The sequence below is a fragment of the Stenotrophomonas sp. S39 genome, assembly GCF_016624665.1.
Taxonomy (GTDB): Bacteria; Pseudomonadota; Gammaproteobacteria; order Xanthomonadales; family Xanthomonadaceae; genus Stenotrophomonas.
In genome coordinates, this window is record NZ_JACVTT010000036.1 from 16,088 (window position 1) to 42,065 (window position 25,978).

General features: G+C 68.2%; 28 protein-coding genes. 23 read left to right on the forward strand and 5 right to left on the reverse strand.

Features of this window, described 5'->3' with window-relative positions; genetic code table 11:
• Positions 1 to 58 precede the first annotated feature (58 nt).
• Together IAE41_RS11200 and IAE41_RS11205 are read left to right on the forward strand one after the other, a co-directional pair.
• Positions 59 to 937: a PhzF family phenazine biosynthesis protein gene (locus tag IAE41_RS11200; RefSeq protein ID WP_200733173.1), complete on the forward strand. Its 879-nt coding sequence runs from the start codon at positions 59 to 61 to the stop codon at positions 935 to 937.
• A gap of 112 nt (positions 938 to 1,049) precedes the next feature.
• Positions 1,050 to 1,928, forward strand: coding sequence for a PhzF family phenazine biosynthesis protein (locus IAE41_RS11205; protein WP_200733174.1), 879 nt, complete (start codon positions 1,050 to 1,052; stop codon positions 1,926 to 1,928).
• A 111-nt stretch (positions 1,929 to 2,039) separates the two neighbouring features.
• Here the strand turns inward: IAE41_RS11205 and IAE41_RS11210 are convergent, their stop codons facing one another.
• A complete protein-coding gene (locus IAE41_RS11210) occupies positions 2,040 to 2,471 on the reverse strand; it encodes an OsmC family protein (RefSeq protein ID WP_079220964.1) in 432 nt (143 codons plus the stop codon).
• Between the two features lie 370 nt (positions 2,472 to 2,841).
• On the opposite strand from IAE41_RS11210, the gene IAE41_RS11215 reads away from it, so the two are divergent.
• The 4 genes from IAE41_RS11215 to IAE41_RS11230 all read left to right on the forward strand — a co-directional run bounded on the left by IAE41_RS11215 (position 2,842) and on the right by IAE41_RS11230 (position 5,086).
• Positions 2,842 to 3,240 carry an HU family DNA-binding protein gene (locus IAE41_RS11215; protein WP_079220963.1) on the forward strand — a complete coding sequence of 133 codons (399 nt, stop codon included), beginning with the start codon at positions 2,842 to 2,844 and terminating at the stop codon, positions 3,238 to 3,240.
• 266 nt (positions 3,241 to 3,506) lie between these two features.
• The gene (locus IAE41_RS11220) at positions 3,507 to 3,815 is read left to right on the forward strand and encodes a DUF3861 family protein (protein ID WP_079220962.1); all 309 of its coding nucleotides are present in this window, start codon (positions 3,507 to 3,509) and stop codon (positions 3,813 to 3,815) included.
• A 56-nt stretch (positions 3,816 to 3,871) separates the two neighbouring features.
• Positions 3,872 to 4,411 carry a hypothetical protein gene (locus IAE41_RS11225; RefSeq protein WP_200733175.1) on the forward strand — a complete coding sequence of 180 codons (540 nt, stop codon included), beginning with the start codon at positions 3,872 to 3,874 and terminating at the stop codon, positions 4,409 to 4,411.
• A 78-nt stretch (positions 4,412 to 4,489) separates the two neighbouring features.
• Positions 4,490 to 5,086, forward strand: a complete 597-nt coding sequence (locus IAE41_RS11230; protein ID WP_200733176.1) for a DUF1439 domain-containing protein — start codon at positions 4,490 to 4,492, stop codon at positions 5,084 to 5,086.
• Between the two features lie 74 nt (positions 5,087 to 5,160).
• Here the strand turns inward: IAE41_RS11230 and IAE41_RS11235 are convergent, their stop codons facing one another.
• Together IAE41_RS11235 and IAE41_RS11240 are read right to left on the reverse strand one after the other, a co-directional pair.
• Entirely contained in the window at positions 5,161 to 5,703 is a 543-nt protein-coding gene (locus tag IAE41_RS11235; protein ID WP_200733177.1) for a type 1 glutamine amidotransferase domain-containing protein, read from the reverse strand.
• 164 nt (positions 5,704 to 5,867) lie between these two features.
• A complete protein-coding gene (locus IAE41_RS11240; protein WP_012479369.1) occupies positions 5,868 to 6,335 on the reverse strand; it encodes an SET domain-containing protein-lysine N-methyltransferase in 468 nt (155 codons plus the stop codon).
• Between the two features lie 219 nt (positions 6,336 to 6,554).
• Here IAE41_RS11240 and IAE41_RS11245 point away from each other — a divergent pair, with 219 nt between their 5' ends.
• From IAE41_RS11245 to IAE41_RS11265, 5 genes are all read left to right on the forward strand, one after another.
• Entirely contained in the window at positions 6,555 to 7,010 is a 456-nt protein-coding gene (locus IAE41_RS11245) for an SUF system Fe-S cluster assembly regulator (protein WP_079220957.1), read from the forward strand.
• Positions 7,011 to 7,027: 17 nt separating this feature from the next.
• Positions 7,028 to 8,503 carry a Fe-S cluster assembly protein SufB gene (sufB, locus tag IAE41_RS11250; protein ID WP_079220956.1) on the forward strand — a complete coding sequence of 492 codons (1,476 nt, stop codon included), beginning with the start codon at positions 7,028 to 7,030 and terminating at the stop codon, positions 8,501 to 8,503.
• Positions 8,504 to 8,567: 64 nt separating this feature from the next.
• The gene (gene sufC, locus IAE41_RS11255) at positions 8,568 to 9,332 is read left to right on the forward strand and encodes a Fe-S cluster assembly ATPase SufC (RefSeq protein ID WP_108746119.1); all 765 of its coding nucleotides are present in this window, start codon (positions 8,568 to 8,570) and stop codon (positions 9,330 to 9,332) included.
• Positions 9,332 to 10,594, forward strand: coding sequence for a Fe-S cluster assembly protein SufD (gene sufD, locus IAE41_RS11260; protein ID WP_200733178.1), 1,263 nt, complete (start codon positions 9,332 to 9,334; stop codon positions 10,592 to 10,594). Before sufC ends, sufD begins: the two co-directional genes overlap by 1 nt.
• A complete protein-coding gene (locus IAE41_RS11265; RefSeq protein ID WP_200733179.1) occupies positions 10,591 to 11,847 on the forward strand; it encodes a cysteine desulfurase in 1,257 nt (418 codons plus the stop codon). Before sufD ends, IAE41_RS11265 begins: the two co-directional genes overlap by 4 nt.
• A gap of 68 nt (positions 11,848 to 11,915) precedes the next feature.
• Here IAE41_RS11265 and IAE41_RS11270 read toward each other — a convergent pair whose 3' ends face one another.
• Positions 11,916 to 12,395, reverse strand: coding sequence for a hypothetical protein (locus IAE41_RS11270; protein WP_200733180.1), 480 nt, complete (start codon positions 12,393 to 12,395; stop codon positions 11,916 to 11,918).
• Between the two features lie 118 nt (positions 12,396 to 12,513).
• Positions 12,514 to 12,978, reverse strand: a complete 465-nt coding sequence (locus tag IAE41_RS11275; protein WP_200733181.1) for a hypothetical protein — start codon at positions 12,976 to 12,978, stop codon at positions 12,514 to 12,516.
• A gap of 132 nt (positions 12,979 to 13,110) precedes the next feature.
• Here IAE41_RS11275 and IAE41_RS11280 point away from each other — a divergent pair, with 132 nt between their 5' ends.
• The 12 genes from IAE41_RS11280 (at position 13,111) to IAE41_RS11335 (ending at position 25,881) form a co-directional block, all read left to right on the forward strand.
• Positions 13,111 to 13,650 (forward strand): GNAT family N-acetyltransferase, encoded by a 540-nt coding sequence (locus IAE41_RS11280; protein WP_200733182.1) that lies wholly within the window; start codon positions 13,111 to 13,113, stop codon positions 13,648 to 13,650.
• Positions 13,647 to 13,979, forward strand: coding sequence for a non-heme iron oxygenase ferredoxin subunit (locus tag IAE41_RS11285; protein WP_079220947.1), 333 nt, complete (start codon positions 13,647 to 13,649; stop codon positions 13,977 to 13,979). Before IAE41_RS11280 ends, IAE41_RS11285 begins: the two co-directional genes overlap by 4 nt.
• A 219-nt stretch (positions 13,980 to 14,198) precedes the next feature.
• A complete protein-coding gene (locus IAE41_RS11290; protein ID WP_200733190.1) occupies positions 14,199 to 14,600 on the forward strand; it encodes a hypothetical protein in 402 nt (133 codons plus the stop codon).
• A 116-nt stretch (positions 14,601 to 14,716) separates the two neighbouring features.
• Positions 14,717 to 17,041 carry a catecholate siderophore receptor Fiu gene (locus IAE41_RS11295; protein ID WP_200733183.1) on the forward strand — a complete coding sequence of 775 codons (2,325 nt, stop codon included), beginning with the start codon at positions 14,717 to 14,719 and terminating at the stop codon, positions 17,039 to 17,041.
• Between the two features lie 51 nt (positions 17,042 to 17,092).
• Complete coding sequence (locus tag IAE41_RS11300) at positions 17,093 to 17,770, forward strand: Fe2+-dependent dioxygenase (RefSeq protein ID WP_108760235.1); 678 nt, start codon at positions 17,093 to 17,095, stop codon at positions 17,768 to 17,770.
• A gap of 177 nt (positions 17,771 to 17,947) precedes the next feature.
• Positions 17,948 to 18,346, forward strand: coding sequence for a hypothetical protein (locus tag IAE41_RS11305; protein ID WP_200733184.1), 399 nt, complete (start codon positions 17,948 to 17,950; stop codon positions 18,344 to 18,346).
• 157 nt (positions 18,347 to 18,503) lie between these two features.
• The gene (locus IAE41_RS11310; protein ID WP_200733185.1) at positions 18,504 to 20,921 is read left to right on the forward strand and encodes a TonB-dependent receptor; all 2,418 of its coding nucleotides are present in this window, start codon (positions 18,504 to 18,506) and stop codon (positions 20,919 to 20,921) included.
• Positions 20,922 to 21,192: 271 nt separating this feature from the next.
• Complete coding sequence (locus IAE41_RS11315; RefSeq protein WP_200733186.1) at positions 21,193 to 21,831, forward strand: PepSY-associated TM helix domain-containing protein; 639 nt, start codon at positions 21,193 to 21,195, stop codon at positions 21,829 to 21,831.
• A 29-nt stretch (positions 21,832 to 21,860) separates the two neighbouring features.
• Complete coding sequence (locus IAE41_RS11320) at positions 21,861 to 22,379, forward strand: DUF2271 domain-containing protein (RefSeq protein ID WP_108760238.1); 519 nt, start codon at positions 21,861 to 21,863, stop codon at positions 22,377 to 22,379.
• A 73-nt stretch (positions 22,380 to 22,452) separates the two neighbouring features.
• Positions 22,453 to 23,256, forward strand: a complete 804-nt coding sequence (locus IAE41_RS11325) for a DUF4198 domain-containing protein (RefSeq protein WP_200733187.1) — start codon at positions 22,453 to 22,455, stop codon at positions 23,254 to 23,256.
• A 52-nt stretch (positions 23,257 to 23,308) separates the two neighbouring features.
• A complete protein-coding gene (locus IAE41_RS11330) occupies positions 23,309 to 24,280 on the forward strand; it encodes an FAD:protein FMN transferase (RefSeq protein ID WP_200733188.1) in 972 nt (323 codons plus the stop codon).
• On the forward strand, positions 24,277 to 25,881 hold the full coding sequence (locus tag IAE41_RS11335) for a sulfite reductase subunit alpha (protein WP_200733189.1): 1,605 nt from the start codon (positions 24,277 to 24,279) through the stop codon (positions 25,879 to 25,881). Before IAE41_RS11330 ends, IAE41_RS11335 begins: the two co-directional genes overlap by 4 nt.
• Positions 25,882 to 25,978 lie beyond the last annotated feature (97 nt).

A 25,978-nucleotide genomic window follows, 5' to 3' on the forward strand; every position in this document is an offset into this window, starting at 1 on the left:
TGTGGGGGAGCCGCCCGAGGGGGCGGAACCTTCGATTCTAAGCCCAATGGACCCGCCGATGGCCGCCTTCCGCTACCTGCAGCTTGATGTCTTCGCCCACCAGCCCGGCAGCGGCAACCCGCTGGGCGTGGTGCTGGGCGCCGACGGGCTGTCCGCCGGGCGCATGCAGGCGCTGGCGGCCTGGCTGAACCTGTCCGAGACGGTGTTCTTCCTGCGCCCCAGCGCCCCCGGCGCCGACTACCACATCTGCATCTTCACCCCCGGCAGCGAGCTGCCGTTTGCGGGCCACCCCAGCGTCGGCGCGGCCTGGGCCGCGGTCACCTGCGGCCTGGCCACGCCGCGCGACGGCGGCGCCCTGGTCCAGCAGTGCGCCGCCGGCCTGCTGCCGGTGCGGGTGAGTGGCCCGGCGGACGCACCCAGCATCGAACTGGCCAGCCCGCCGGCACGCCACCTGCCCGCCGCGCCCGGCCAGGTACCAGACCCGCTGCTGGCGCTGGCCGCCGACGGCCATGCCCCCGAGCTCTGGGACAACGGCCCGCGCTGGTGGCTGCTGCCGCTGCGCGATGCCGCCGCCGTGCGCGGCCTGGCCCCGGACATGGCCGCCCTGCGCGACTGGACCAATGCCACCGGCGCGACCGGGGTGGCGGTGTTCGCCGATGAAGCCGGCGCTGGACACAGCCGCGTGGTGCGCGCGTTCTGCCCCGGGGATGCGGTGAACGTGCCCGAGGACCCGGTGACCGGCAGCGCCAACGCGCTCATCGGCGCCTGGCTGCGCGCGCGTGGCGCCCTGCCCGGCGGCGGCGGTGCGTACGTGGCCAGCCAGGGCCGCGAAGTCGGCCGCGACGGCCGCGTCCACGTCCGCGTCGATGCCGAAGGCACGGTGTGGATTGGCGGCCAGGTACAGCCGGTGATCGACGGGCAGGTCAGCTGGATGTAGAGCCGAGCCCACGCTCGGCTGCTTCTTCCCACGCCCCGATACAGCCGAGCATGGGCTCGGCTCTACAACGGCGCGCTAAGCTGCGCGCTGCCTGATTCTGGAGTTCCCCCCTATGACCACCCGCCGTTTCCTGCAGCTCGATGTGTTCTCGCCGCGCGCCGGCGCCGGCAATCCGCTGGCCGTGGTGCTCGATGCAGAGGGCCTGGACGACACCGCCATGCAGGCCATCGCGCGCTGGACCCGGCTGCCGGAAACCACCTTCGTATTCGCGCCGCAGACCGCTGGCAGCAGCTACCGGCTGCGCATGTTCAGCCCGCAGAAGGAGGTGCCCTTCGCCGGCCACCCCAGCGTCGGCACCGCCCATGCTGTGCTGCAGGCCGGTCTGGCCGCACCGGTGGAGGGCGTGCTGGTGCAGGACGGCATCGCCGGGTTGCTGCCCCTGCAGGTCAGCGGTGAAGGCGCGCAGCAGCGCATCGCCATCCGCACCCCGCGCGCGCAGCTGGCCGAAACCGCACAGGCCGGGGATCCGCGCCTGCAGCCAGCGCTGAAGGGCTGGCCGCTGGGCGAACTGCCGCCGGCACGCATGCAGGGCGGCCGCAGCTGGTGGGTGGTGCAGGTGGCCGACGAGGCCGCGCTGCGTGCACTGCAGCCGGACTGGGACGCCATCGCCACGCTGGCCGAATCCACCGACAGCATGGGCGTGTTCGCCTACGCCTTCAGCGATGGCAGCGAGGGCTTCGACCTGGCCGTGCGCGCCTTCGTCGGCAACGGACGGCGCTTCGAGGATGCCGCCTCGGGTGCGGCGAATGCCGTGCTGGCCGCGTGGTTGGACCTGCGTGGCGTGCTCCCGCGCGGCCGCCAAGCGTATGAAGTCAGCCAGGGTCGCGAGGTCGGCCACGACGCGCGGCTGACGCTGCGCGTGGACGACGCCGGCGAGGTGTGGTCCGGCGGCCAGGTGCAGACGGTGATTGCCGGAACGATTGATTGGTGATTGCGCTGGGGTGGTAGAGCCGGCCGCTGGCCGGCTGTTACCTGGACCTCGACATCTTGCGGTTGCCGGCCAGCGGCCGGCACTACCGTGGCTATCCCGGCCCGCGATTTCTCAGCCCAGCTCGGCTTCCAGGCTGATCGGCACCGCGCTCAGCGCCTTGGACACCGGGCAGTTCTGCTTGGCGTCGTCGGCGATCGCGCGGAACTGCGCGGCATCGATGCCCGGCACCACCGCCTTCACCTTCAGCCGGATCTGCGACAGCTGCGGGCCACCTTCCATCGACAGGTCGACCTTGGCTTCGGTATCCAGCGAGGTCGGTGTAAACCCGGCATCGCCCAGCTTGGCCGACAGCGCCATGGTGAAGCAGCCGGCGTGCGCGGCGGCGATCAGCTCCTCCGGGTTGGTGCCTTTCTCATCGCCGAAGCGGCTGTTGAAGCCGTAGCGGGTCTTGTCCAGCAGCCCGCTCTGCGGCGTGCTCAACTGGCCCTTGCCCGACTTGAGGTCCCCTTCCCAGTGCGCGGTGGCGTGTCGCGAGATTCCCATGTGCAGCTCCTGCGTGGCGGTGATGAACGGCTACCCTCGCACGGCTCGCGTTAGCCCTGCGTCGCCCCGCCGCAGGGCACGCCGTAGTCCCGGGCCAGCCCGGTGGACACTTCCTCGCCAGCGCGAAATGAATTTTCCCCTTGTTTTCAGCGGTTTCGCGCGTTCCGCAGCAGCGGCACCCCCTATTGCGCACTGCAGCGCACCGCCTGTTTGCCCGCTTCCGGACATGTACTGAATCGGCCTGGATATGAAAAAACATGCACTTTCAGCGCTCCGGGCTATTGGCGGCGCTCGAGAGTTGCCCTACATTGCGCTTGCCGACGGGGTTCGGCGCCGACCACACAACCAACCGTTCACGGAACAGGAAACCATGGCAAAGACCGCTAAGAAGGCTGCCCCGAAAAAGGCAGTGAAGAAAGTCGCGACGAAGGCTGCCGCCAAGCCGGCCGCTCCGAAGCCGATCAAGGAAGTGCTGACCAAGTCGGGCCTGGTTGCACACATCGTGGAAGCGTCCGGCGTTGTTGCCAAGGACGTGCGCGCGGTGCTGGCCTCGCTTGAAACCGCCGTTGCTTCCTCGGTGCACAAGAAGGGCGCTGGCTCCTTCACCCTGCCGGGCCTGCTGAAGATCTCGACCGTCAGCGTGCCGGCCAAGCCGAAGCGCAAGGGCATCAACCCGTTCACCAAGGAAGAGCAGTGGTTCGCTGCCAAGCCGGCCACCACCAAGCTGAAGGTGCGCCCGCTGAAGAAGCTGAAGGACGCCGCGCTCTAAGCGCGCGCCCAACGGCATCTTCCGACGGGACGGCGCAGGCCGTCCCGTTTTTGTTTGGGGCGCCGCCAGCCCCCTTGCAAACCGCAACACAGCGTTTCCGCCCCGCAGCGTTCCCGCCGACAGCCGCACCAGCATTGGCCGGGACCTCGTTTTTCACTGTCGGGAACGGACCGGGTGGAACACTGCGTGCAGCCCCGGCCGTCGCCGCCGGTCGCCGCCTTGCCTATGGTGGGCACATCCCTCCACACCCAGGCGAGCACACCCTCATGGCCAGCCCCTCCACCCGCTACCGGATCTCGGTGACCCCGATCGAAAAGGACGGGCACCAGTGCACCGGGCGCTGCACCATCGAACTGGAGCACCGCGCCAGCCGCGACCTGATGCGCCTGCTGGAAACCGCGCCGCGCACGGCCGGCCTGAGCGGTGACGAGCGCGCCACCCTGGTGGTCGCGACCCAGCTGCTGCGCGACATCGTGCAGCGCCACGCCGACACCGACGGCCATGCGCTGGCGGCGATCGCAGCCCAGGTGCTGCCGGCCCTGGACGCGCTGGAACAGCTGCCCGCATCGCGCTGAGCCCGGCGCTGCCGATACACTGCTGTTCTCCAGGTCGCCTCGGGGAGGAGGCAGACATGCGCAGTGCCCTGTTGTTGATCGCGTCGTTGTCCATGCTGGGCTGTTCCAGCCCGACCCCGCCTGATGATGCTGCCGCAGCCCCTTCCGCAGATGCGGCGACGGCAGGCCCGGGCCACCCCGCTTCGACAGGCGAAGCACCCGCCGTGGCGACGCTCGGCATCGATCCGCTGTATGCGGCCGTCGCGCCCGATGGCGAAACGCCGGCGCGACTGCTCAACCGCTACGTGCTGGACCTGCTCAACCACAACAAGGCCGGTATCGAAGCGGCGTGGGCCATCGCCCCGCCCGATGCACGCCGTGCCGATGATGCTGCGCTGCGCCTGCTGCCGGACGTGCGCAACCTGCGCCTGGACAGCGACCCGCCCGTGCCACGGGACGAACAGCAGCCGTCACGCCTGCTGGAGGTGCCGGTACGCATCCGCGCCACGACCGGCGAGGGCCTGTTCCGCTACCACGGCTGGTACCGCGTGCAGCCGCGCACCGATGGCCAGGGCTGGCAGATCCAGTCGGCGCACCTGCAGCCAACGCTGGACTGAACCGTTGCAGCGGCATGCACGCACGATTCAGCGTGCAAAGCTACTCTGTAGCCCTCATTCATCCCCCCGGCCACCGCCATGCGCCTGCGTTCCCTGATGACCCGCCTTGCCGCGTCCACCGTGCTGATCGCCGCCGCGATCGGTGCGCAGGCGGCCCCCTCGATTTCCGGGCGTGAACTGGCGGTTGCCGCCAGCGACGTGCAGCAGTATCTGGATGGCAGCTTCCCGCGCACCCAGGATGCGCTGGGCGGCCTGATCGCGCTGACCATGAGCCACCCGCAGCTGAGCCTGCCGGCGGGCGAGCGCCTCGACCTGGGCATGGACCTGGCCCTGGCCACCGCCGGTGGCACCCCGACCAACCTGGGCAAGGTCAAGCTCAGCAGCGGCCTGCGCTACGACGCACAGACCCAGGGTTTCCACCTGCAGGACCCGACCGTGGATGACTTCAGCCCGGCCAGCCAGGGCGGCCGCCTGGATTCGCGTACCCGTGCACTGCTCAATGCCGCGCTGAGCGATTACGCCCGCCGCGAACCGATCTACAAGCTGGATCCGGCCGTGGCCGGCCTGCTGGGCGCGCTGCAGGTGCAGTCGGCGCAGGTGAAGAACGGCAAGCTGGTGGTCACCTTCAACCAGAACCTGGGCAACCTGGTGCCGGCCGGCCTTCTCGGCAAATAAGGGTAGTGCCGGCCGCTGGCCGGCAGCCCGGTTACCCTATCTGCCGGCCAGCGGCCGGCACTACCAGCAATGCATCACGCGGCCAGTGCCTTCACCACGGCCTCGCTGAAGGCCGGGATGTCGTCCGGCTTGCGGCTGGTGATGAGGTTGCCGTCCACGACCACCTCGGCGTCGCGCCAGCGCGCACCGGCATTGACCAGGTCCTGCTGCAGCGAGGGCCACGAAGTCACCTCGTGACCCTCGGCCAGCCCACTGTTGATCAGCAGCCACGGGCCATGGCAGATGGCCGCCACCGGCTTGCCCGCCCCCGCCACGCTGCGGATGAAGCCCAGTGCGGCCTCATCGGTGCGCAGCGTGTCCGGGTTGATGACCCCGCCGGGCAGGACCAGCGCATCGAAGCGGCCGGCATCGGCGTCGGACAGCGGCAGATCCACCGCCACCACGCCGCCCCAGTCCTTGTCCTTCCAACCCTTGATGCTGGCCTCTTTTGCCGGCGACACCACGGTGACGATGGCGCCCTCCGCTTCCAGCAGGCGCTTGGGTTCGATCAGTTCGGACTGCTCGAAGCCGTGGGTGGCGAGGATGGCGACCTGCTTGCCGGCGATACGCTGTGCCATGGTGTGTGCTCCGGGAAAGGGAGCACACAGGGTCGGCCAATGGCCATTGGACCGCGGTGACCTGGCCGTGCACGGCAGGTGCAGACGCTCTTGGTAGTGCCGGCCGCTGGCCGGCATCGCGATCAGGCCCATGCCGGCCAGCGGCCGGCACTACCCCATTCCGGTCAGCGCTTGGGCTGCAGCATCGTGCCGGTGCACTTGGGCGAGCCGCAGCGGCACTCCCAGATCTTCTTCAGCTTTGCCGTGTGGCGCTCGGCCAGGGTGATGCCGTAGTTGTAGGTCAGCTCCTCGCCGGCCTTGATATCGCGCAGGGCCTCGATGAAGACCTTGTCGCCGCGGCTGTCGCCGTCCTCGTCTTCCTCGATCACCGCTTCGCAGTTCGGGTCGCAGCTGTGGTTGATCCAGCGTGCGTCATTGCCCTTGTAGTTGGCGTCGATCACCCAGTCGTCGTTGAGGGTGAACAGGAAGGTATGGCCGCTTTCGACGTCGCCGCTGTCATCGGCATCGACATCACCGTGGCTGCGCAGCAGGCCCTTGTACTGGATCACGCGCTCGCCCTGCTTGATCGGGGCCACGGCGAACACGCCGTTGCCATGGATGGCGGACTTGCGGGCTTGGATCTTCTTGGGCATCGGCAAGGGAGGTCTGCAGCGAAAGGAACCCCGATTCTCACCCATTCCGGGTGATTGCGAAAACAACCCGCATGCCGCAGCATTACGCCCCGGTGGCGCCCGGTGTGTTGTTCCCGGCCCGCCCAGGACCGCCCCCAGCGCTGGCTGAATGCCCGGGTTGGATGCTGGCGAAGAAAAGCGTACAATTTCAGTCCGCTTTAAGAACCACTCGCATCCCCCATGTTGCGCGTCACCAAACTTACCGATTACGCCACCGTCGTGCTGACCGTGCTTGCCGCCCGCCCGGGTGAAGTGCTGAGCGCGACCGAGCTGGCCGAATTCACCGGTCTGGAACCGCCCACCGTCAGCAAGGTGCTCAAGCCGCTGGCCCAGGCCGGCCTGGTCGAGGGCCTGCGCGGCGTCCGCGGCGGCTACCGGCTGACCCGCCCGTCCATCGAGATATCGCTGTTCGAAGTGGTCGAAGCGATGGAAGGGCCGCTGGCCCTGACCGAATGCAGCCACGACCACCACCAGTGCGGCATGGCGCCCAAGTGCGGCGCGCGCAGCAGCTGGCGGCTGATCAACGACGTGGTTTCCGAGGCCCTGCGCGATGTCACTCTCGCCCAGATCCTGCCCCCCCTTCCCCTTGTCGATGACGAACAGCGCCGCACCATCGCTGTCGACGTCGTCTCCTGATCCGTAGGCAGCCCCCCATGGCCACCGAAACCATCGAAACCGTCGCCCACGACGACACCCCCAACCGCGAGATCCATGAGCAGCTCGGCCGCAAGTATTCGGCCGGCTTCATCACGGAGATCGAATCGGATTCCCTGCCGCCGGGCCTGGACGAGGACACCATCCGCGCCCTGTCGGCCAAGAAGGAAGAGCCGGAGTGGATGACGCAGTGGCGCCTGGACGCCTACCGCCACTTCCTGACCATGCCGATGCCGAACTGGGCCAAGCTGCAGATCGCCCCGATCGACCTGCAGGCGCTCAGCTACTACTCCGCGCCGAAGGGCCCGAAGTACGCCTCGCTGGATGACGTGCCGAAGGAGCTGCTGGACACCTACGACAAGCTGGGCGTGCCGCTGCACGAGCGCGCCAAGCTGGCCGGCGTGGCGGTGGACGCGGTGTTCGACTCGGTGTCCGTCGGTACCACCTTCCGCAAGGAACTGGCCGAGAAGGGCATCATCTTCTGCTCGATGTCCGAGGCCATCAAGGAACACCCGGAGCTGGTGCGCCAGTACCTGGGCACCGTGGTGCCGGTGGGCGACAACTACTTCGCCGCGCTCAACTCGGCGGTGTTCTCCGATGGCAGCTTCGTGTTCATTCCCAAGGGCGTGCGCTGCCCGATGGAACTGAGCACCTACTTCCGCATCAACGCCGGCCACACCGGCCAGTTCGAGCGCACCCTCATCGTGTGCGAGGACAAGGCCTACGTGTCCTACCTGGAAGGCTGCACCGCGCCGATGCGCGATGAGAACCAGCTGCACGCCGCGGTGGTCGAGCTGGTCGCGCTGGAAGATGCCGAGATCAAGTACTCCACCGTGCAGAACTGGTACCCGGGGGACGAGAACGGCGTCGGCGGCATCTACAACTTCGTCACCAAGCGTGCCGAATGCCGTGGTGCGCGCAGCAAGGTCACCTGGACCCAGGTCGAGACCGGTTCGGCCATCACCTGGAAGTACCCCTCCTGCGTGCTGCTGGGCGACGATTCGGTGGGCGAGTTCCACTCGGTCGCGCTGACCCACCACCGCCAGCAGGCCGACACCGGCACCAAGATGATCCACGTCGGCAAGCGCACCAAGAGCAAGATCGTCAGCAAGGGCATCAGCGCCGGCCGCGGCCAGAACACCTACCGCGGCCTGGTCAAGGTCGACCGCAACGCCGATGGCGCGCGCAACTACACCCAGTGCGATTCGCTGCTGATCGGCAAGCAGTGCGGTGCCCACACCTTCCCCTACATCGAGGTGAAGAACCCGGGCGCGACCGTCGAGCACGAGGCCACCACCTCCAAGATCTCCGACGACCAGCTGTTCTACTGCCGCGCCCGTGGCATCAGCCAGGAAGACGCGGTGTCGATGATCGTCGACGGCTTCTGCAAGCAGGTGTTCCGCGAACTGCCGATGGAATTCGCAGTGGAAGCCAAGAAGCTGCTGGAAGTCTCGCTGGAAGGTTCGGTCGGCTGACCCGCCTGCTGCCCTCGTTCTGATTATTCAGCCACGCATGGCGTGGCTCTACTGGATCCGTATCATGCTGAAGATCGACAACCTCCACGCCCGCATCGGCGACAAGGAAATCCTCAAGGGCCTGTCCCTGGAAGTGAAGCCTGGCCAGGTGCACGCCATCATGGGCCCCAACGGCGCCGGCAAGTCCACCCTGGGCAATGTCCTGGCCGGCCGTGACGGCTATGAAGTGACCGAAGGCAGCGTGCAGTTCGAAGGCAGCGACCTGCTCGACCAGGATCCGGAAGCGCGCGCCGCTGCCGGCCTGTTCCTGGCCTTCCAGTACCCGGTGGAAATCCCGGGCGTGAACAACACCTACTTCCTGCGCGCCGCGCTCAATGCCCAGCGCAAGGCACGTGGCGAGGAAGAACTCGATTCCATGCAGTTCCTCAAGCTGGTGCGGCAGAAGCTGGCCGTGCTGCACCTGAAGGACGAACTGCTGCACCGTGGCGTCAACGAAGGCTTCTCCGGTGGCGAGAAGAAGCGCAACGAGATCTTCCAGCTGGCCGTGCTCGAGCCGAAGCTGGCAATCCTCGACGAAACCGATTCGGGCCTGGACATCGACGCGCTGAAGAGCGTGGCCGACGGCGTCAACGCGCTGCGCGCGGCCGACCGTTCGTTCCTGGTCATCACCCACTACCAGCGCCTGCTGGACTACATCAAGCCGGACGTGGTGCACGTGCTGGCCGATGGCCGCATCGTCAAGACCGGTGGCCCGGAACTGGCCCTGGAACTGGAAGCGCACGGCTACGATTTCCTCAAGGATCGCGTGGTGCGCGAGGCGGCGGTCTGATGAGCGCCCTGCTCGACTCGATGGCCCAGGCCTTCTGCGGCAGCGATGCGCGCCGCGAAGTGCTCGACACGGTGCTGCGCGATGGCCTGCCGGCCGCCCGCAGCGAAGCCTGGAAGTACACCTCGCTGCGCCAGCTGGAGCGCCGCGCTTTCGCCGCTGCGCCGCTGTCACCGCCGGCGCTGGACGTGGCCGTGCTGGAAGACATCCCGGCACCGCGCCTGGTGTTCGTCAACGGTCGCCTCAGCGACGCGCTCAGCGACACCCACGGCCTGCCGGCCGGCGTGCAGCTGGAGCCGCTGTCCTCGGCGCTGGCCGCCGGTGAGGATGCAGCGCGTTTCCTCGGCCGCCGCTACGAGCGCAGCGACGACGTGTTCGCCCGCCTCAATGCTGCGCTGGCTGATGAAGGCGTGGTGCTGCGCGTGGACGAAGGCGTGCAGGTCGAGGTGCCGCTGCAGCTGGTGTTCGCCAGCGTGGCTGGCGATACCGACCTGGCCTGGCACCACCGCCACCTGATCGAACTGCGTGCCGGCGCCAGCCTGGGCGTGGTCGAGCACCGCTTCAGCGTGGGTGACTCGGCGCACCTGGACAACACCGTGCTGCATGCCCAAGTGGCCCGCGACGCCGTGCTCAAGCACGCCCGCGTGCAGGCCGGCAGCGCACGCCAGACCAGCTTCCTGCGTACCGATGCGGTGCTGGCACGCGATGCGCAGTACCACCGCGTCGACCTGGAACTGGGCGCCGCGCTCAGCCGCCACGAACTGAACGTGCGCCTGGAAGGCGACAACGCCCAGCTGACCGCCAATGGCGTGCTGCTCGGCAATGGCCGCCGCCATGTCGATACCCGCCTGGGCATCGATCACATCGCCCGTGACACCAGCAGCGAGCTGCTGTGGCGCGGCGTGGCGGCCAACCGCAGCCGCGTGGTGTTCCATGGCGGCATCCAGATCCGCGAAGGCGCCGACGGTACCGATGCGAACCTGTCCAACAAGAACCTGCTGCTCTCGGCCGACGCCGAGATCGATACCCAGCCGGTGCTGGTGATCGACGCCGACGAAGTGAAGGCCGCCCACGGTGCCACCGTTGGCCAGCTCGATGCCAATGCGCTGTTCTACCTGCGCTCGCGCGGCCTGCCGCAGCCGCAGGCACAGGCGCTGCTGAGCGCCGCGTTCTGCCACGAGCCGCTGAAGGTGCTGCCCGAAGCGCTGCGCGAACAGCTGGCGCGCCGCCTGGACAAGGCCCTGGCCGAGGCAGGCGTGGCATGAACCTGTCCACGCCGCGCCCGATCGAATCCCCCGCCGGCACCCCCGACTGGGACCGCGTCCGCCTCGACTTCCCGCTGCTGATGCGCGAAGTGCACGGCAAGCCGCTGGTGTATTTCGACAACGCCAACACCGGCCAGAAGCCGGTGCAGGTGATCGGCGCGGTGGACGAGTTCTACCGCCGCTACAACGCCAACGTCAGCCGTGCCGTGCACGCGCTGGGCACCGAGGCTACCGACGCCTACGAGGGCGCGCGCAACAAGCTTGCCCACTTCCTCAACGCGCGCAGCAACGAGCTGGTGCTGTGCAGCGGCACCACGTTCGCCATCAACCTGGTGGCGTATTCGTGGGCGCTGCCGCGGCTGAAAGCCGGTGATGTCATTCTGGTCTCGCGCATGGAACACCATGCCAACATCGTGCCGTGGCAGCTGGTCGCCCAGCGCACCGGTGCAACGATCCGCGTGGCCGAGATCACCCCCGATGGCGCGCTGGACCTGGATGCACTGCGCCGCGCGATGACCCCCGAGGTCAAGCTGCTGGCCGTGGCCCACGTCTCCAACGTGCTGGGCACGGTCAACCCGGTGCGCGAGATCTGCCGTGAAGCGCGCAAGCGCGGCATCATCACCGTGGTCGATGGTTCGCAGGCCGTACCGCACCGCAAGGTCGACGTGGCTGCGATCGGCTGCGACTTCTACGCCCTCACCGGCCACAAGATGTGCGGCCCGACCGGCACCGGCGTGCTGTGGGCACGCCGCGAGCACCTCGACGCCATGCCGCCGTTCCTCGGCGGTGGCGAGATGATCAAGGAAGTCAGCTTCGACGGCACCGTGTTCAACGATGCCCCGCACAAGTTCGAAGCCGGCACCCCGAACATCGCCGGCTTCATCGGCCTGGGCGTGGCCGTGGATTACCTGCAGGGCCTGGGCCTGGAGCACGTGGAAGCGCGTGAGGCCGAGCTGCTGGCGCACTTCACCGAAGAGCTGCGCAAGGTCGATGGCCTGCGCATCCTCGGCGAAGCACCGGAAAAGGCTGCCGTGGTGTCCTTCCTGATCGACGGCGCGCACGCGCACGACCTGGCCACCCTGCTGGACCTGGAAGGCGTGGCCGTGCGTTCAGGCCAGCACTGCGCACACCCGCTGCTGCAGTATTACGGGGTTGCCGCCACCTGCCGTGCCTCGCTGGCGTTCTACAACACGCACGCCGAGATCGAGCGCTTCATGGCTGCGCTGACCAAGGTGCGGAAGCTGCTGGGCTGAGGCTCTGGCAGCTTGACGGAAGCAGAACGCCACGGGAGACCGTGGCGTTTTTCGTTGGTTCCGCTGCGTTACATGCGCGATGGCCCGCGCTCGCGGCGCGCCCGGGTGAACCCGGAGAATTCCACTGCATAGCCGCCACCGTTGTCGAACAGCACGGTGTGCCGGTAGCGCCCCGGTTCGACCACTAATACCTCATGCACCAGCACATCGACGCCGGGGTCGTCACTGCACAGCGTTTCCTGCAGGAGATAGCCGACCACGCCCGAGTACGTCATCAGCATTTCGCCTTCGAACTGCTGATCAAGCAGGACCACCTCGATGCTGACCGTCGCCCCTTCGGCACCGTCAACAGCCGATTTTTCAACCCGGAACGCGCTCATGCGCGCGTCGTGCAGGGAATCGCGGCCGCGCAGCGCGTAGTTGCTGAAATCGAGCGCGAACTCGCGAAGTGTGTCGGGCAAGTCCGCCGCTGCCCCTGCCAGATAGTCGAAGTAGGCATCGAAATGCCATCCCTGCTCATCCTGGCGAATCCAGTTCATTGCGATCATGGTGTCCCGCATGTCCTCCGGCCTGGCCATGCCGCCAAGCGGTGTGATGGCGTCATCGTCTCACATCGTTTGCAGAGGGCCTGGCCTGGCCAGCACAGCACCCCACGCCCGGTCACGCCTACAACCGCCACACCGACGACACGCACAACTGGGCCGGCCACTTGCCTAAATGCCCCTTGCCGCTCACCGCATCGGGTCGCGCCGCCGACACGATCCCGGTCATTTCAACGACCTGCTCTGTCGGCAGCGTCATCGGCGCAATGCCCTCCACCCAGATGCCATCCGCCGCCCACGGGTCACGTACCGGCGGCCCCGGATGCAGCGCCGACATTTCCCAGCCATCGACATACGCGCCACGCACCTTCACCAAGCGGCCCTGGTAGCGGACCGGGTGCGCGCGCAGTTCCTCCAGCGCGACAGGCAGTGCACGCGTCGGGTTGAACCTAGGGCAGGCAAAGCTGTTGAACGCAGCGTCCCTGCCCGCAACGGAGACATCCATGCGCGCCAGAAGGCTGGTGAGCGCCACGACCAGACCGAGCGTCACGACCTTCGCAGCCACACCGCCTCCGCTTTGCCTGTTCATTCCTGCCTCCTGCGGGAACGCGATGAACGGGGAGCATAGCCGGTACCCAGGGGTCAGAGCCCTTTCGCGCTGCGAAAGGGATCTGACCCCGCGCCATTTTGCGGGCGCCCCTGCCCCACCTAGAATGGCGGCATGAGCACCCTGACTTTCCGTGCCGCCACGTCGGCCGACATCCCTACCCTGATCACCCTGGTCACCTCGGCCTACCGCGGCGACGCCAGCCGCGCCGGCTGGACCACCGAGGCCGACCTGCTGGACGGCGCCCGCATCGATGCCGAGGGCATCCAGGGCGACCTGGACCGCCCGCGCTCGACCATCCTGCTGGCTGAACGCGACGGCCGACTGGTCGCCTGCGCCCACGTTGCCGATGTCGACGGCAAGGGCTACTTCGGCATGTTCTCGGTCGACCCGGCCCAGCAGGGCGGTGGCGTCGGCAAGCAGCTGATGGATGCGGCCGAAGCCCATGCCGCGCGCGAGTGGAACGTGCCGGTCATGCAGATGACGGTGATCGACGTGCGCGACGAACTGATCGCCTTCTACGAGCGCCGCGGCTACCAGCGCACCGGCATCAAGAAGCCGTTCCCCTATGGCGACGAGCGCTTCGGCATCCCCAAGCGCGACGACCTGCGCTTTGAAATCCTGGAAAAGCCGCTGGCCGGGGAATCGGCATGAGCGAGGCCTGGACCTTCGTCTGCGCCGGCGCCGAGCTGCTGCCGGGCGAAATGAAGAGCGTGTTCGATGAAGTGACCGGCACGCCCATCGTGGTGTTCAACCTCGACGGCGAGCTGTATGCGCTGGAAGACCAGTGCACGCACGAGGAATTCGAGCTGTCCTCGGGCGAGTTCAACACCGCCGAAGGCAGCATCGAGTGCGTGCTGCACGGCGCGCGCTTCGATGTGCGTGATGGCCGCGCCCTGTGTGCCCCGGCCTACACCGCCGCGCCCAAGTTCCCGGTCAAGCGCGAACACGACGCCATCTGGACCCGCGACGACCGCGAGTGATCCGAGCGGGGGCGCGCCCGAGTGCCTGCCCCCGCCGACGCCGACCTTCATCCACCCATGGGGTGGATCTACTGCAGATTGGCCACCCGCGCCCTTTGTGCGCCCTCCCAGCACCCCTGCGCGCCGCCCAGCCGCCCCTGCCAAGTGCGCAGATGCGAATCATTATCGTTGGTGTTATCCTGCGCGCCTGATTCGTAACGGTTTGTAACGGACCGCATCTTGGCTTCGCCCGCACCCATCGCCGCGTTGTGCCTGCTCGCCCGTCAGGGGTGGCCGCTGCTCGTGGCCGCGCTGCTGGCGCTGTGGCTGGGGTGGTCGGCGCTGCAGGAAGGCCGCCGTGTATCCGGGGATGCAACCCTGTCCCCGTCTGCAGCAGCGCTGGATGAACACGCCAGCGGGCGTGCCGGCGAATCACCACCACCCGGGCCCTTGGCCCCGCGCATCGAATCCGGCCCAGAAGGCAGCCACGGCGACAGCCCGCCCCTGCTGCACCGCCTGTGCCTGCTCGTCCCGCTGTCGGGCCCGCAGACCCTGCGCCTGCCTGTGCGCGCCGCAGCAGCGGTACGCCTGGCGGGCCGTCGTCAGCCGCCCTCGCACGCACCGCCAGCCCTGCTGAGCTGAGCCGCTGCGCCGGCACCGGCGCCGCCCCCGCGTTTCCGTACCCAATCCCCCCGCGCCAACCGCCCCGCCGACCGCTGCGTCGATGGGGCCTTCCTGCCCCCGGCAAAGCCCATCCCATGACCTCGATCAAGAGCCGCAAGCACGCCTCCCCGCTTCGTTCACTGCCCCTGGCCACCGCCAGCCTGGCCGCCGGCCTTGGCCTGGCCGCGCTGCCCGCCGTGGCCCTGGCAGACGCCACCGACAATGCCCGTACGCTGGACAAGATCGACGTGCACGCCACCCGCGGCTACAAAGCCGACAAGGTCGCCTCGCCGAAGTTCACCCAGCGCCTGCAGGACACGCCGCAGACGATCCAGGTCATCACTAGCGACCTGTTCAACCAGCAGGGCGCCACCACCCTCACCGAAGCCCTGCGCAACAGCCCGGGCGTGGGTACTTTCTATGCCGGTGAGAACGGCAACACCACCACCGGCGATGCGCTGTTCATGCGCGGCTTCGACACCTCCAACAGCCTGTTCGTGGACGGCGTGCGCGATCTGGGCTCGATCTCGCGCGATGTCTTCAACATCGAGCAGGTGGAAGTGACCAAGGGCCCGGCCGGCACCGACAACGGCCGCTCGGCGCCGACCGGCGCGATCAACCTGGTCAGCAAACAGGCCAACCTGCAGGATGCGACCTCGGCCAGCGTGTCCGTAGGCAGCGACCAGCAGCGCCGCGCCACCGCCGACTGGAACCAGTCGCTGGGCGCAACCAGCGCGCTGCGCATCAATGGCATGTGGCAGGACAGCGACCAGCCGGGCCGCGACCACGTGCAGAACAAGCGCTGGGGCATCGCGCCGTCGCTGGCCTTCGGCCTGGGCACTGCAACCCGCTATTACCTCAACCTGCTCTATGTGAAGCAGGACAACGTGCCCGATGGCGGCGTGCCGACCCTGGGCCTGCCCGGCTGGACGCCGCAACCGACGCTGGAAGCGCTGGCCGGCCATCCGGTGGACCCTGAAAACTTCTACGGCACCCGCGCCGACCACGACGACGTCACCGCGAAGATGGCCACGTTCCGCTTCGAGCACGACTTCAACGACAACGTGCGCCTGACCAACACCGCCCGCTGGGGCCGTACCGAACAGGACTACCTGCTCACCGCCTTCATGGGCACCGGCGTGCGCGGCGCCAACGGCCGGCCGACCGGCAACATCACCTATACCAACGCAGCGGATCTTTCGACCTACGCGATCGCGCGCAGCCTGCCGACCTTCAAGGACCAGCGCAACACCATCCTGACCGACCAGCTGAACCTGCGCGCCGACTTCAACACCGGTGCGGTGGGCCACGCCCTCAGTGCCGGACTGGAGTTCACCCGCGAAGAACTGGACAGCTACGGCCAGGCCGCCACCGGTGGCAGCAGCTGGCCTGCCGCGAACCTGTACAACCCCGATTGGAACGTGGGTGGCCTGAGCTGGGCACACAACGGTGCCGACGCGCACGGCAAGACCACCACGTCCTCGGCCTACGTGTTCGATACGTTGTCGTTTGGCGAGAGCTTCCTGCTGACCGCAGGCGTACGTGCCGATCATTACAGGACCGAGTACGCCAGCGCCTCGGTGTGTGGCGGCCGTGGCGGCCCGGTGTGTGGCAGCAACCCCACCGGCACCGTACTGCGCAATCCCACGCTGGAAGCGTCCGACACCCTGCTGAACTGGAAGCTGGGTGCCCTGTACAAGGTCGGTGACACGGTCAGCGTCTACGCCAACTACGCGATTTCACAGCAGCCTCCGGGCGGCGCCAACTTCCAGCTGAGCAGCTCGGCCAGCAGCGCCGACAACCCGAAGCTGGATCCGCAGAAGGCCAAGACCTTCGAGGTGGGCAGCAAGTGGGCCTTCATGGAAGATGCGCTGGCGGTGAACCTGGCGCTGTTCCAGACCGATGTGGAAAACGAAATCAACACCACCGTTTTGGACGACGCTGGCAACCCGACGCAGACCGGCAGCAAGCGGGTGAAGGGTGTTGAGCTGTCTGCCGTGGGCCGCGTGTCCGAGAACTGGTCGATCAGCGCAGGCTACAGCCACTTGAACACCGACGTGAAGGATGGTGCCAAGGTGGCCGCCGATGGCACCAACAACCTGGTCTATACCCCGGACGATACGTTCACCGGCTGGACCAGCTACGTGCTGCCGCATGGCATTACCGTGGGCGGCGGCGTCCGCTATGCCGCCGGCATGCACCGCGGTACCGACGGTGCCGTCGGCACGCCTGCGTTCACCAAGTCGTATGTGGTCTATGACGCGGTGGTGTCCTGGGCGATCAACGAGAACGTGTCGCTGCGCTTGAACGGCTACAACCTGTTCGACAAGCAGTACGTGGCCAGCATCAACAAGAGCGGCTACCGTTACACCCCGGGCGCCCCGCGTACCTTCCTGCTCAGCGCGGACGTCCGTTTCTGATGCACCTGCGCGGGGGAGCCTGACTCCCCCGCGTATCGACGAGGAACCGCCATGCTGCTGCATATACCCAACGTGCTTGCCCCGGAAGAGGTGGCACAGATGCGCCAGCGGCTGGATGCGGCCGATTGGGCCGACGGTCGCGAGACCGTCGGCGCCCAGGGCGCGCTGGTGAAGCACAACGAGCAACTGCCCGATGCCTCGCCATTGAAGGCCGAGCTCGGCCAGGGCGTGCTGGCCGCGTTGCGGCGCAACCCGCTGTTCTTTGCGGCCACGCTCCCGCTGAAGATCCTGCCACCCCGCTTCAACCGCTACAGCGGCGGCGGCACCTATGGCTTCCACGTCGATGGCGCGGTGATGAACCTGGCCCACGGCGAACAGCTGCGCTCGGACATCTCCTGCACCCTGTTCCTGTCCGCGCCGGAGGAGTACGACGGCGGCGAGCTGGTGATCAGCGATACCTACGGCGAGCACGAAGTGAAGCTGCCCGCCGGCGACCTGATCGTGTATCCGTCCAGCAGCCTGCACCAGGTCAACCCGGTCACGCGTGGCGCGCGCGTGGCCTCGTTCTTCTGGGTGCAGAGCATGGTCCGCGACGATGTGCAGCGGCGCCTGCTGTGGGAAATGGACACCTCCATCGAACGCCTGCGGCAGACCGGTGGCGACGCTACCGCGGTGCTGCAGCTGACCGGCGTGTACCACAACCTGCTGCGGCGCTGGAGCGAAGTCTGAGGCCGGCGCAGCGGCCCTGCGACACTTTGGCAATCATTCTCATTTGCAACCGCTAACAGCTCTCATTACAATCACGCCCCGTTGACGCCGGATGGTCCGGCGTACGCCCAGGGGTTGTCTGCCTTGCGTCGCCCGTTCCGCCCTCGCCCGCTTCGCCTCGTGCAGTTCGGTACCGCCATGCGCGGTCATCGCCCTGCACTGGCCAGCCTGTTGGCGTGGGTCGCGATGCTGGCGTTGCTGCTGGGCACGCTGCCGCTGCTGCCGCACGACGCGACTGATGCCGCCGCGCAGGCCTGGCAGCAGCCGATGGAAGGCCGCGGTGGTGAAGTGCCGATGGAAGAAGACGCGCCGGCCAAGCTGCGCCGCTGCGTCTGCACGCCGACCAAGGCCGCCGACAAGGCACCGCCGCCGCTGCTGCTGGCCAGCCAATGGCTGCGCAGTGAACTGGATCTGATTCCCCTCGCCCCGGTCCGCGCCGGGGCCCGTCCGCACTGGCCGCTGGCCACGCCGGACACGCCGTGGGCCGATGCGCCCGGGCGCCGCCAGCAACGCGGCCAGGCGCCGCCGCTGGCCTGATCTCCGGCCCTTCGTGACCGCACCTGCGGTCGCGCCTGCGCGCTGCTGCCTGCCTCATCCCCTGCTGCATCCCTGCTGCCCCTGACCGGGGCTCCCCGTGCATGCCACGCGTTCCGCGCTGGCATCGCACCACCCTGCATCCTTCGAGGTTACTGCCATGGCCCAGCGCCATCGTGTCCGTTCGTCCCTGTCCCGCCACCTGCTGACCAGCGCCGTGCTGGCCGCCTTCGCCAGCCCCGCCTTCGCCCACGGCGAAGCCGCCGCCCCGCAGACCCTGGACAAGGTGGTGGTCACCGCCTCCGGCTTCGAACAGAAGGTGGTCGATGCGCCGGCCAGCATCAGCGTGGTCAGCCGCGAGGAACTGAGCAAGCGCCCGTACACCAGCCTGGTCGATGCGCTGCGCGACGTCGAAGGCATCGACGTGGGCCTGGAAGCCACCGACAAGAACGGCCGCGCCACCATTTCCATGCGTGGCCTGCCCTCCGAATACACCCTGGTGCTGATCGACGGCCGCCGCCAGAGCAATGTCGGCCAGCTGTACCCGAACAACTTCGGCGGCGGCCAGTTCTCGTACCTGCCGCCGCTGGAGGCCATCGAGCGCATCGAAGTGGTGCGCGGCCCGATGTCCACCCTGTACGGCTCGGATGCAATGGGCGGCGTCATCAACATCATCACCCGCCGCAACCAGGACAGCTGGCACGGCTCGCTCAGCCAGGGCTTCACCGTGCAGCAGGACGACCAGTTCGGCGACGCGCGCACCACCGATGTCTACCTCAGCGGCCCGCTGCTGAAGGACCGCATCAGCATGGCCGTGCGCGGCAGCTACTACGACGCCAAGGCGTCCAACCCCGAATGGGATGCGCTGACCCTGCCCGATGGCACGCCGTGGGAGCGCAGCATCGGCTTCGGCGGCGGCGGCAAGTCGGTGGCCAACACCAACTGGAACACCGGCCTGCGCCTGGATTTCCGCATCAACGACGACCACGAGCTGTGGCTGGACTACGACGTCTCGCGGCAGAAGTACGACAACAGTGAAGGCCAGACCGGCACCCTGGACAGCCTGGCCAGCCTGTGGCGCGTCGGCAACGCGGTCATCCCCAACCCGAACGGCAGCGGCACGATCACCCGCCGCGTGGTGCAGCCGCGCGTGGGCTACACCGCCTACCAGCGCTACGAGCGCGACCAGCTGTCGCTGACCCACCAGGGCCGCTACAGCTTCGGCACCTGGCAGACCTCGCTGACCCACAGCAAGAGCAACAACCTCGGCCGCTCGCTGCCGCTCACCCTGGACGAGCGCGCCAACCTGCAGACCCTATGGAACGACGTCTGCCAGCGCACCGGTGCCGCCAACAACTGCGCCGCCGGCCGCAGCAACGCACTCGGTGCGCTCAACGCCGAAGAGATGGCGCGCCTGCAGGCCTTCCTGCCGCGCCCGCTGCGCACCATGGAACTGGAAGGCTACGTGCTGGACACGATGCTCGACCTCGACTTCGGCGCGCACAAGCTGACCGTCGGCGGCCAGTACAACGACACCGACATGATCGACGGCGTGTTCGGCATGGACGGCGCCGGCTACCGCAGCAACACCAAACAGAAGCACCGCATGTGGGCGCTGTTCGCCGAGGACAACTGGTCGCTGACCGACACCCTGACCGCGACCTTCGGCCTGCGTTACGACGACCACAACGTGTTCGGCAGCCATGTCAGCCCGCGCGGCTACCTGGTGTGGAATGCCAGCGACGCCTGGACCCTCAAGGGCGGCGTCAGCACCGGCTACAAGACCCCGCGTCCGGACCAGCTGTTCCCCGGCATCAGCGGCTTCGGCGGCCAGGGCGTGCTGCCGCTGGTAGGCTCGCCCAACCTGAAGCCGGAAACCAGCACCAACTACGAGCTGGCCGCGTACTACGAAGGCCAGCGCTGGGGCATGAACGTCACCGGCTTCATCAACAAGTTCGATGACAAGATCGCCAGCGGCGGCACTTTCCCGAACTGCGAAGTGGCGCCGGCCGGCAGCGGCTACTGCGTGGACATCGGACCGGGCTGGGCGGAACTGGGCTACAGCACCTTCACCCAGAGCGTGAACATCGACACGGCCGAAACGCGTGGCGTGGAAATGGCCGCGCACGTCGACCTGCTGCAGAACCTGCAGCTGCGCGGCAACTACACCTGGACCAAGAGCGAGCAGACCAGCGGCCCGCAGAAGGGCCTGCCGATCACCGGCACCACCCCGGCCAAGCACATGGCCAACGCCAGCCTCAACTGGCAGCTCAACGATGCCATCAGCCTGTCGCTGATCGGCGAAGGCCGCTACGACCGCTACCGCGACACCATCCTCGATGCCAGCGGCGCCAGCCACAACCGCTACTACCAGGACTACACGATCTTCCACCTGGGCGGCAGCTGGGATGCCACGCCGTGGCTGACCGTCAATGCACGCGTCAACAACCTGCTGGACAAGGACTTCGTCTCGCAGTCGTGCCTGCTGATCAGCCAGAGCGAGTTCAACTGCGTGGATGACTATGCGACCAAGGACCAGCGCCGTAGTTACTGGATCTCGTTGAACGCGAAGTTCTGACCGCGCCCCCTGCCGTGGTGGGTGCCAACCTTGGTCGGCACCGCTTCATCCACGCATGGCGTGGATCTACTGCACACCGGTAGTGCCGGCCGCTGGCCGGCATTGCGCTGCTGTGGCATCCACGCATGGCGTGGATCTACTGCACCGGTAGTGCCGGCCGCTGGCCGGCATTGCCCGGGTTCCTCCCACACGGGATACACAACGACACCTAATTGCGAGCCATTCTCATTAATGCTGTAATGGGTAGTCTTCACCCGCCCCGAAAAACACCGTGAGCCGTCCCGTGTCCTCCACCGTGCAGCAGCAACAGAGCCGTGGCTTCTGGCTGCGTACGCTGCACCAGTGGCACTGGATCAGCTCGGCGGTGTGCCTGATCGGCATGCTGCTGTTCGCGGCCACCGGCCTGACCCTGAACCACGCGGCGAAGATCGAAGCCAAACCGCAGGTGCAGAGCCAGAAGCTGGAACTGCCGGCTGAGCTTCTCGGCGCGCTGGGTGACCGCGAAGACGGCAACGCCCCCATTCCGCTGCCGGCCCGGCAATGGCTGGATGCGCAGCTGGACATCGGCATCGGCGGACGCCCGGCCGAATGGTCGCCGGAAGAAATCTACCTGTCGCTGCCGCGCCCCGGTGGCGACGCCTGGCTGAGCATCGACCGCGAAAGCGGTGCAGTGGAATACGAATCGACCTCGCGCGGCGCGGTGTCCTACCTCAACGACCTGCACAAGGGCCGCAATGCGGGCCCGGCGTGGGGCTGGTTCCTGGACCTGTTCGCGGTGGCCTGCCTGGTGTTCTGCATCACCGGCCTGTTCCTGCTGCACCTGCATGCGCGGCAGCGGCGCATGACCTGGCCGCTGGTCGGCCTGGGCCTGATGATCCCGCTGCTGATCGCCCTGCTGCTGATCCACTGACTTCCATCCGTTCCCTCCGGAGCCGCCCCATGCGCGTCACCCTCACCATCGCCCTCAGCGGCCTGCTGGCCACCTCGCCGGCCTATGCCGCCACCCTCGACATCAACGTCGAAGTGCCCAAGCTCAACGTTGCCGAATACCACCGCCCGTATGTGGCCGTGTGGCTGGAAGGCGCCGACCAGAAGGTCGCCGCCAACCTGTCGGTCTGGTACCAGCAGACCAGCAACAGTGAAGGCCATGGCACCAAGTGGTTGCCCGACCTGCGCCAGTGGTGGCGCAAGAGCGGCCGCACGCTGCAGGTGCCGGTGGATGGCGTGACCGGTCCGACCCGCCCGGCGGGCAAGCACGCACTGTCGTTCAACGACCAGCAGCCGGCCCTGAAGCAGCTGGCCCCGGGCAGCTACACCCTGGTGGTGGAAGCGGTGCGCGAAGTCGGCGGCCGCGAACTGCTGAAGATCCCCTTCACCTGGCCGGCCACCGCCGCGCAGAACGGCAAGGCGCAGGGCGCCACCGAACTGGGCCAGGTCACCCTCGCCGTCAAACCGTAATTGCATGACCCCCGGGTCGGATCCCTTCCGCAGGAAGGGCTCTGGCCCCACCACCACCCCTGGAGTCTTCCGCATGAAGCGCACGCTCGTCCTAGCCGCCGCCCTGGCCGCTGCCCTTCCGTTCTCCGCCCTGGCCCACAAAGCCTGGCTGCTGCCCTCGCAGACCGTCATCGCCGGCAACGCGCCGTGGATCACCGTCGACGGTGCGGTCTCCAACGACCTGTTCTATTTCAACCACGTGCCGCTGCGCCTGGAATCGCTGGTGATCACCGCGCCGGACGGCAGCAGCGTGCAGCCGCAGAACGCCGCCACCGGCAAGTACCGCAGCGTGTTCGACATCGAGCTGAAGCAGCAGGGCACCTACCGCATCGCCTCGGTCAATGACGGCCTGTTCGCCACCTACGAACAGAACGGCGAGCGCAAGCGCTGGCGTGGCACCGCCGCGACCTTCGGCGAACTGCCCAAGGATGCGAAGAAGCTGGAAGTGAGCCAGTCGGTGGGCCGCGTGGAAACCTTCGTCACCAACGGCGCGCCGAACGCCACCGCGCTGAAGCCGACCAACCGCGGCATCGAGCTGGTGGCCGTGGGCCATCCGAACGATCTGTTCGCTGGCGAGGAGTCCACCTTCCGCGTGCTGGTGGATGGCAAGCCGACCGCCGGCCTGGAATTCGAGATCGTGCGTGGCGCCACCCGCTACCGCAACGCGCAGGACGAGCTGAAGCTGACCAGCGATGCCAAGGGCGAGATCAAGGTGACCTGGCCCGAAGCCGGCATGTACTGGCTGGAAACCGGTACCGAAGACAACAAGACTTCGGTGAAGCAGGCCGCCAAGCGCCGCCTGAGCTACGTCGCCACCCTGGAAGTGCTGCCGCAGTAACGTGGACCGCGGTGCCGGGCCCGTCCCGGCACCGCGCCTGCAACGCCCCGCCATGACCGATCCCCTGTCCGACATCGCCCGCCTGGGCGGCACCACCATGGGCACCACCTGGAGTGTGTCGCTGGTGGCGCCACGCCAGCGCGACCTGCACCCGCTGCACGCCGGCATCCAGGCGCGCCTGGATGACGTGGTCGCGCAGATGAGCACCTGGGACGCCGGCTCGGACCTGGCCCGCTACAACCGCGCCGCCGCCGGCCAGTGGTGCCCGCTGCCGGCCGAAACCCGCCAAGTGCTGGCCGCCGCGCAGGCGATTGCCGCCACCAGCGACGGCGCATTCGATCCCACCCTGGGCCCGCTGGTCGCGCTGTGGGGCTTCGGTGCACAGGCCGGCCCGCGCCGCGTGCCCGACGCCGCCACCCTGCAGGCCACGCGTGCGCGCTGTGGCTGGCAGCAGCTGCAGTGGCGCGCTGACACCCTGCTGCAACCTGGCGGCCTGGAACTCGATCTCTCTGCGATTGCCAAAGGCTTCGGTGTCGACCACGTCGCTGCCTGGCTGCGCGCGCAGGGCATCACCGCGGCACTGATCGAAGTGGGCGGCGAACTGGCCGGCTACGGCCGCAAGCCCGACGGACAGCCGTGGCGCGTCCTGGTGGAGTCGGCCCCGGAAGAAGACGCGCGCGGCGATACGCCACCGCGCGTGCTGGCGCTGGATGGCAAGGCCGTGGCCACCTCGGGCGACCGTTGGCACCAGTACCACGCCGATGGCCAGGCCTACAGCCACAGCCTGGACCCGCGCACCGGCATGCCCGTGCGCCAGGTGGCAGCGGCAGTGACCGTGGTCGCCGACGATGCGATGCACGCCGATGCCTGGGCCACTGCGCTGACCGTGCTCGGCCGCGAACAGGGCCTGGCCCTGGCCGAGCGCGAAGGCCTGGCCGCACGCTACCTGGAACGCGCGATCGACGGTCCGCGCGAACATCTCAGCAGCGCCTTCCAGCGCCTGCTGGACGAGCAGGCCGCATGAGCCGCCGGCCAACGCGCGCCGTGCTCGGCAACCTCATCGTGATGGTGCTGCTGGCCGTGGCCGGCTACGCCCTGCTGCGCCTGCACCTGGGCGAAGCCTGGTGGCAGGGTGCCCCGCCCACGCGCCACTGGCAGGGCGCCGTGCTGGCCATCGCGCTGTATGCGCTGGCCTGCACCGCAGTGTGGTGGCGTGGGCGCCCGCGCGATGACGCCGCCAGCGGTGATGTCACGCCGCTGCTGCTGGTGTGGTCCAGCCAGACCGGCTTCGCCCGCGAACTGGCCGAACGCAGCGCCGAGGCCCTGCGTGCCGCCAGCCTGCCGGTGCGCGTGCGTGGGCTGCATGAAGTCCACACCGCGCTGCTGGCGCAGAGCCAGCGCGCACTGTTCATCGCCAGCACTACCGGCGAAGGTGATGCCCCCGATCACGCCCTGCCCTTCCTGCGCCGGGTGATGAGCACATCACCCTCGCTGGGCCACCTGCAGTTCGGCGTGCTCGCGCTGGGTGACCGCAGCTACGGCCATTTCTGTGCGTTCGGCCACCGGCTCGACGACTGGCTGCGCCAACACGGCGCGCACCCGATGTTCGATGCGATCGACGTCGACAACGCCGATCCGGCCGCGCTGCGCCACTGGCAGCAGCTGTTGGGACAGATCGGCGGCGGTGTGAGCGAGCTGCCTGACTGGAGCCCGGCGGAGTACCAGCCGTGGCCGCTGCTGCAGCGCGAACACCTCAACCCCGGCAGCCTCGGCGGGCCGGTGTACTGGCTGCGCCTGCAGCCACCGGCCGGCAGCGATGCGCAGTGGCAGGCCGGTGACATCGCCGAAATCGGCCCGCAGCACGCTGCCGTTTCCACGCGCGCGTGGCTGCTTGAGCGCGGTTTCGATCCGGATCTGCGTCTGGACGATGGCGTCGCCCTGCTGGATCGCGTCGTGCGCTCGCACCTGCCCAGCCTCGTCGCACCGGGCGACCTGCCCGGGTTGCTGGCGTCACTGCAGCCGCTGCCGCATCGCGAGTACTCGATTGCCTCGGTGATGGCCGATGGCGCGCTGGAACTGCTGCTTCGCCGCCAGCTGCGTGCCGACGGCACGCCCGGCATCGGCAGCGGCTGGCTGTGCGACCACGCGGTGATGCAGGAGCCGGTGCAGCTGCGCCTGCGCCGCAACCAGAATTTCCATGGCGTGGCCGCCGAGGTACCGCTGCTGCTGATCGGCAACGGCACCGGCATTGCCGGCCTGCGCGCGCACCTGCACGAGCGCGCCCGCAGCGGTGCGCGCCGCACCTGGCTGCTGTTTGGCGAACGCTCGGCCGCGCACGATTTCCATTTCGGCGAGGAGCTGCAGACCCTGCTGGCCGACGGCACGCTGGCGCGGCTGGATGCGGTGTTCAGCCGCGATGGCGGCGCCCACCGCTACGTGCAGGACCGGCTGCTGGCCGAAGCAGCGACGCTGCGGCAGTGGGTGGAAGAAGGCGCCACGATCCTGGTCTGCGGCAGCCTGCAGGGCATGGCCCCGGCGGTGGATGCGGTGATCGAACAGGTGCTCGGTGCCGAGTGCAAGGAGGCACTGTTGATGGCCGGTCGTTACCGCCGCGACGTGTATTGACCATTGTAGAGCCGAGCCCATGCTCGGCTGGCGACGCCCCACGACACCGGGCATGGCCCGGCGCTACCCGGCGCGCGTTACCCGTATCGCCAACAAC

Excerpts from the sequence above, each read along its gene's own strand:
- IAE41_RS11200 (WP_200733173.1), top strand. The coding sequence starts at position 59 with ATGGCCGCCTTCCGCTACCTGCAGCTTGATGTCTTCGCCCACCAGCCC.
- IAE41_RS11205 (WP_200733174.1), top strand. The coding sequence starts at position 1,050 with ATGACCACCCGCCGTTTCCTGCAGCTCGATGTGTTCTCGCCGCGCGCC.
- IAE41_RS11210 (WP_079220964.1), bottom strand. The coding sequence starts at position 2,471 with ATGGGAATCTCGCGACACGCCACCGCGCACTGGGAAGGGGACCTCAAG.
- IAE41_RS11215 (WP_079220963.1), top strand. The coding sequence starts at position 2,842 with ATGGCAAAGACCGCTAAGAAGGCTGCCCCGAAAAAGGCAGTGAAGAAA.
- IAE41_RS11220 (WP_079220962.1), top strand. The coding sequence starts at position 3,507 with ATGGCCAGCCCCTCCACCCGCTACCGGATCTCGGTGACCCCGATCGAA.
- IAE41_RS11225 (WP_200733175.1), top strand. The coding sequence starts at position 3,872 with ATGCGCAGTGCCCTGTTGTTGATCGCGTCGTTGTCCATGCTGGGCTGT.
- IAE41_RS11230 (WP_200733176.1), top strand. The coding sequence starts at position 4,490 with ATGCGCCTGCGTTCCCTGATGACCCGCCTTGCCGCGTCCACCGTGCTG.
- IAE41_RS11235 (WP_200733177.1), bottom strand. The coding sequence starts at position 5,703 with ATGGCACAGCGTATCGCCGGCAAGCAGGTCGCCATCCTCGCCACCCAC.
- IAE41_RS11240 (WP_012479369.1), bottom strand. The coding sequence starts at position 6,335 with ATGCCCAAGAAGATCCAAGCCCGCAAGTCCGCCATCCATGGCAACGGC.
- IAE41_RS11245 (WP_079220957.1), top strand. The coding sequence starts at position 6,555 with ATGTTGCGCGTCACCAAACTTACCGATTACGCCACCGTCGTGCTGACC.
- sufB (WP_079220956.1), top strand. The coding sequence starts at position 7,028 with ATGGCCACCGAAACCATCGAAACCGTCGCCCACGACGACACCCCCAAC.
- sufC (WP_108746119.1), top strand. The coding sequence starts at position 8,568 with ATGCTGAAGATCGACAACCTCCACGCCCGCATCGGCGACAAGGAAATC.
- sufD (WP_200733178.1), top strand. The coding sequence starts at position 9,332 with ATGAGCGCCCTGCTCGACTCGATGGCCCAGGCCTTCTGCGGCAGCGAT.
- IAE41_RS11265 (WP_200733179.1), top strand. The coding sequence starts at position 10,591 with ATGAACCTGTCCACGCCGCGCCCGATCGAATCCCCCGCCGGCACCCCC.
- IAE41_RS11270 (WP_200733180.1), bottom strand. The coding sequence starts at position 12,395 with ATGATCGCAATGAACTGGATTCGCCAGGATGAGCAGGGATGGCATTTC.
- IAE41_RS11275 (WP_200733181.1), bottom strand. The coding sequence starts at position 12,978 with ATGAACAGGCAAAGCGGAGGCGGTGTGGCTGCGAAGGTCGTGACGCTC.
- IAE41_RS11280 (WP_200733182.1), top strand. The coding sequence starts at position 13,111 with ATGAGCACCCTGACTTTCCGTGCCGCCACGTCGGCCGACATCCCTACC.
- IAE41_RS11285 (WP_079220947.1), top strand. The coding sequence starts at position 13,647 with ATGAGCGAGGCCTGGACCTTCGTCTGCGCCGGCGCCGAGCTGCTGCCG.
- IAE41_RS11295 (WP_200733183.1), top strand. The coding sequence starts at position 14,717 with ATGACCTCGATCAAGAGCCGCAAGCACGCCTCCCCGCTTCGTTCACTG.
- IAE41_RS11300 (WP_108760235.1), top strand. The coding sequence starts at position 17,093 with ATGCTGCTGCATATACCCAACGTGCTTGCCCCGGAAGAGGTGGCACAG.
- IAE41_RS11305 (WP_200733184.1), top strand. The coding sequence starts at position 17,948 with ATGCGCGGTCATCGCCCTGCACTGGCCAGCCTGTTGGCGTGGGTCGCG.
- IAE41_RS11310 (WP_200733185.1), top strand. The coding sequence starts at position 18,504 with ATGGCCCAGCGCCATCGTGTCCGTTCGTCCCTGTCCCGCCACCTGCTG.
- IAE41_RS11320 (WP_108760238.1), top strand. The coding sequence starts at position 21,861 with ATGCGCGTCACCCTCACCATCGCCCTCAGCGGCCTGCTGGCCACCTCG.
- IAE41_RS11325 (WP_200733187.1), top strand. The coding sequence starts at position 22,453 with ATGAAGCGCACGCTCGTCCTAGCCGCCGCCCTGGCCGCTGCCCTTCCG.
- IAE41_RS11330 (WP_200733188.1), top strand. The coding sequence starts at position 23,309 with ATGACCGATCCCCTGTCCGACATCGCCCGCCTGGGCGGCACCACCATG.
- IAE41_RS11335 (WP_200733189.1), top strand. The coding sequence starts at position 24,277 with ATGAGCCGCCGGCCAACGCGCGCCGTGCTCGGCAACCTCATCGTGATG.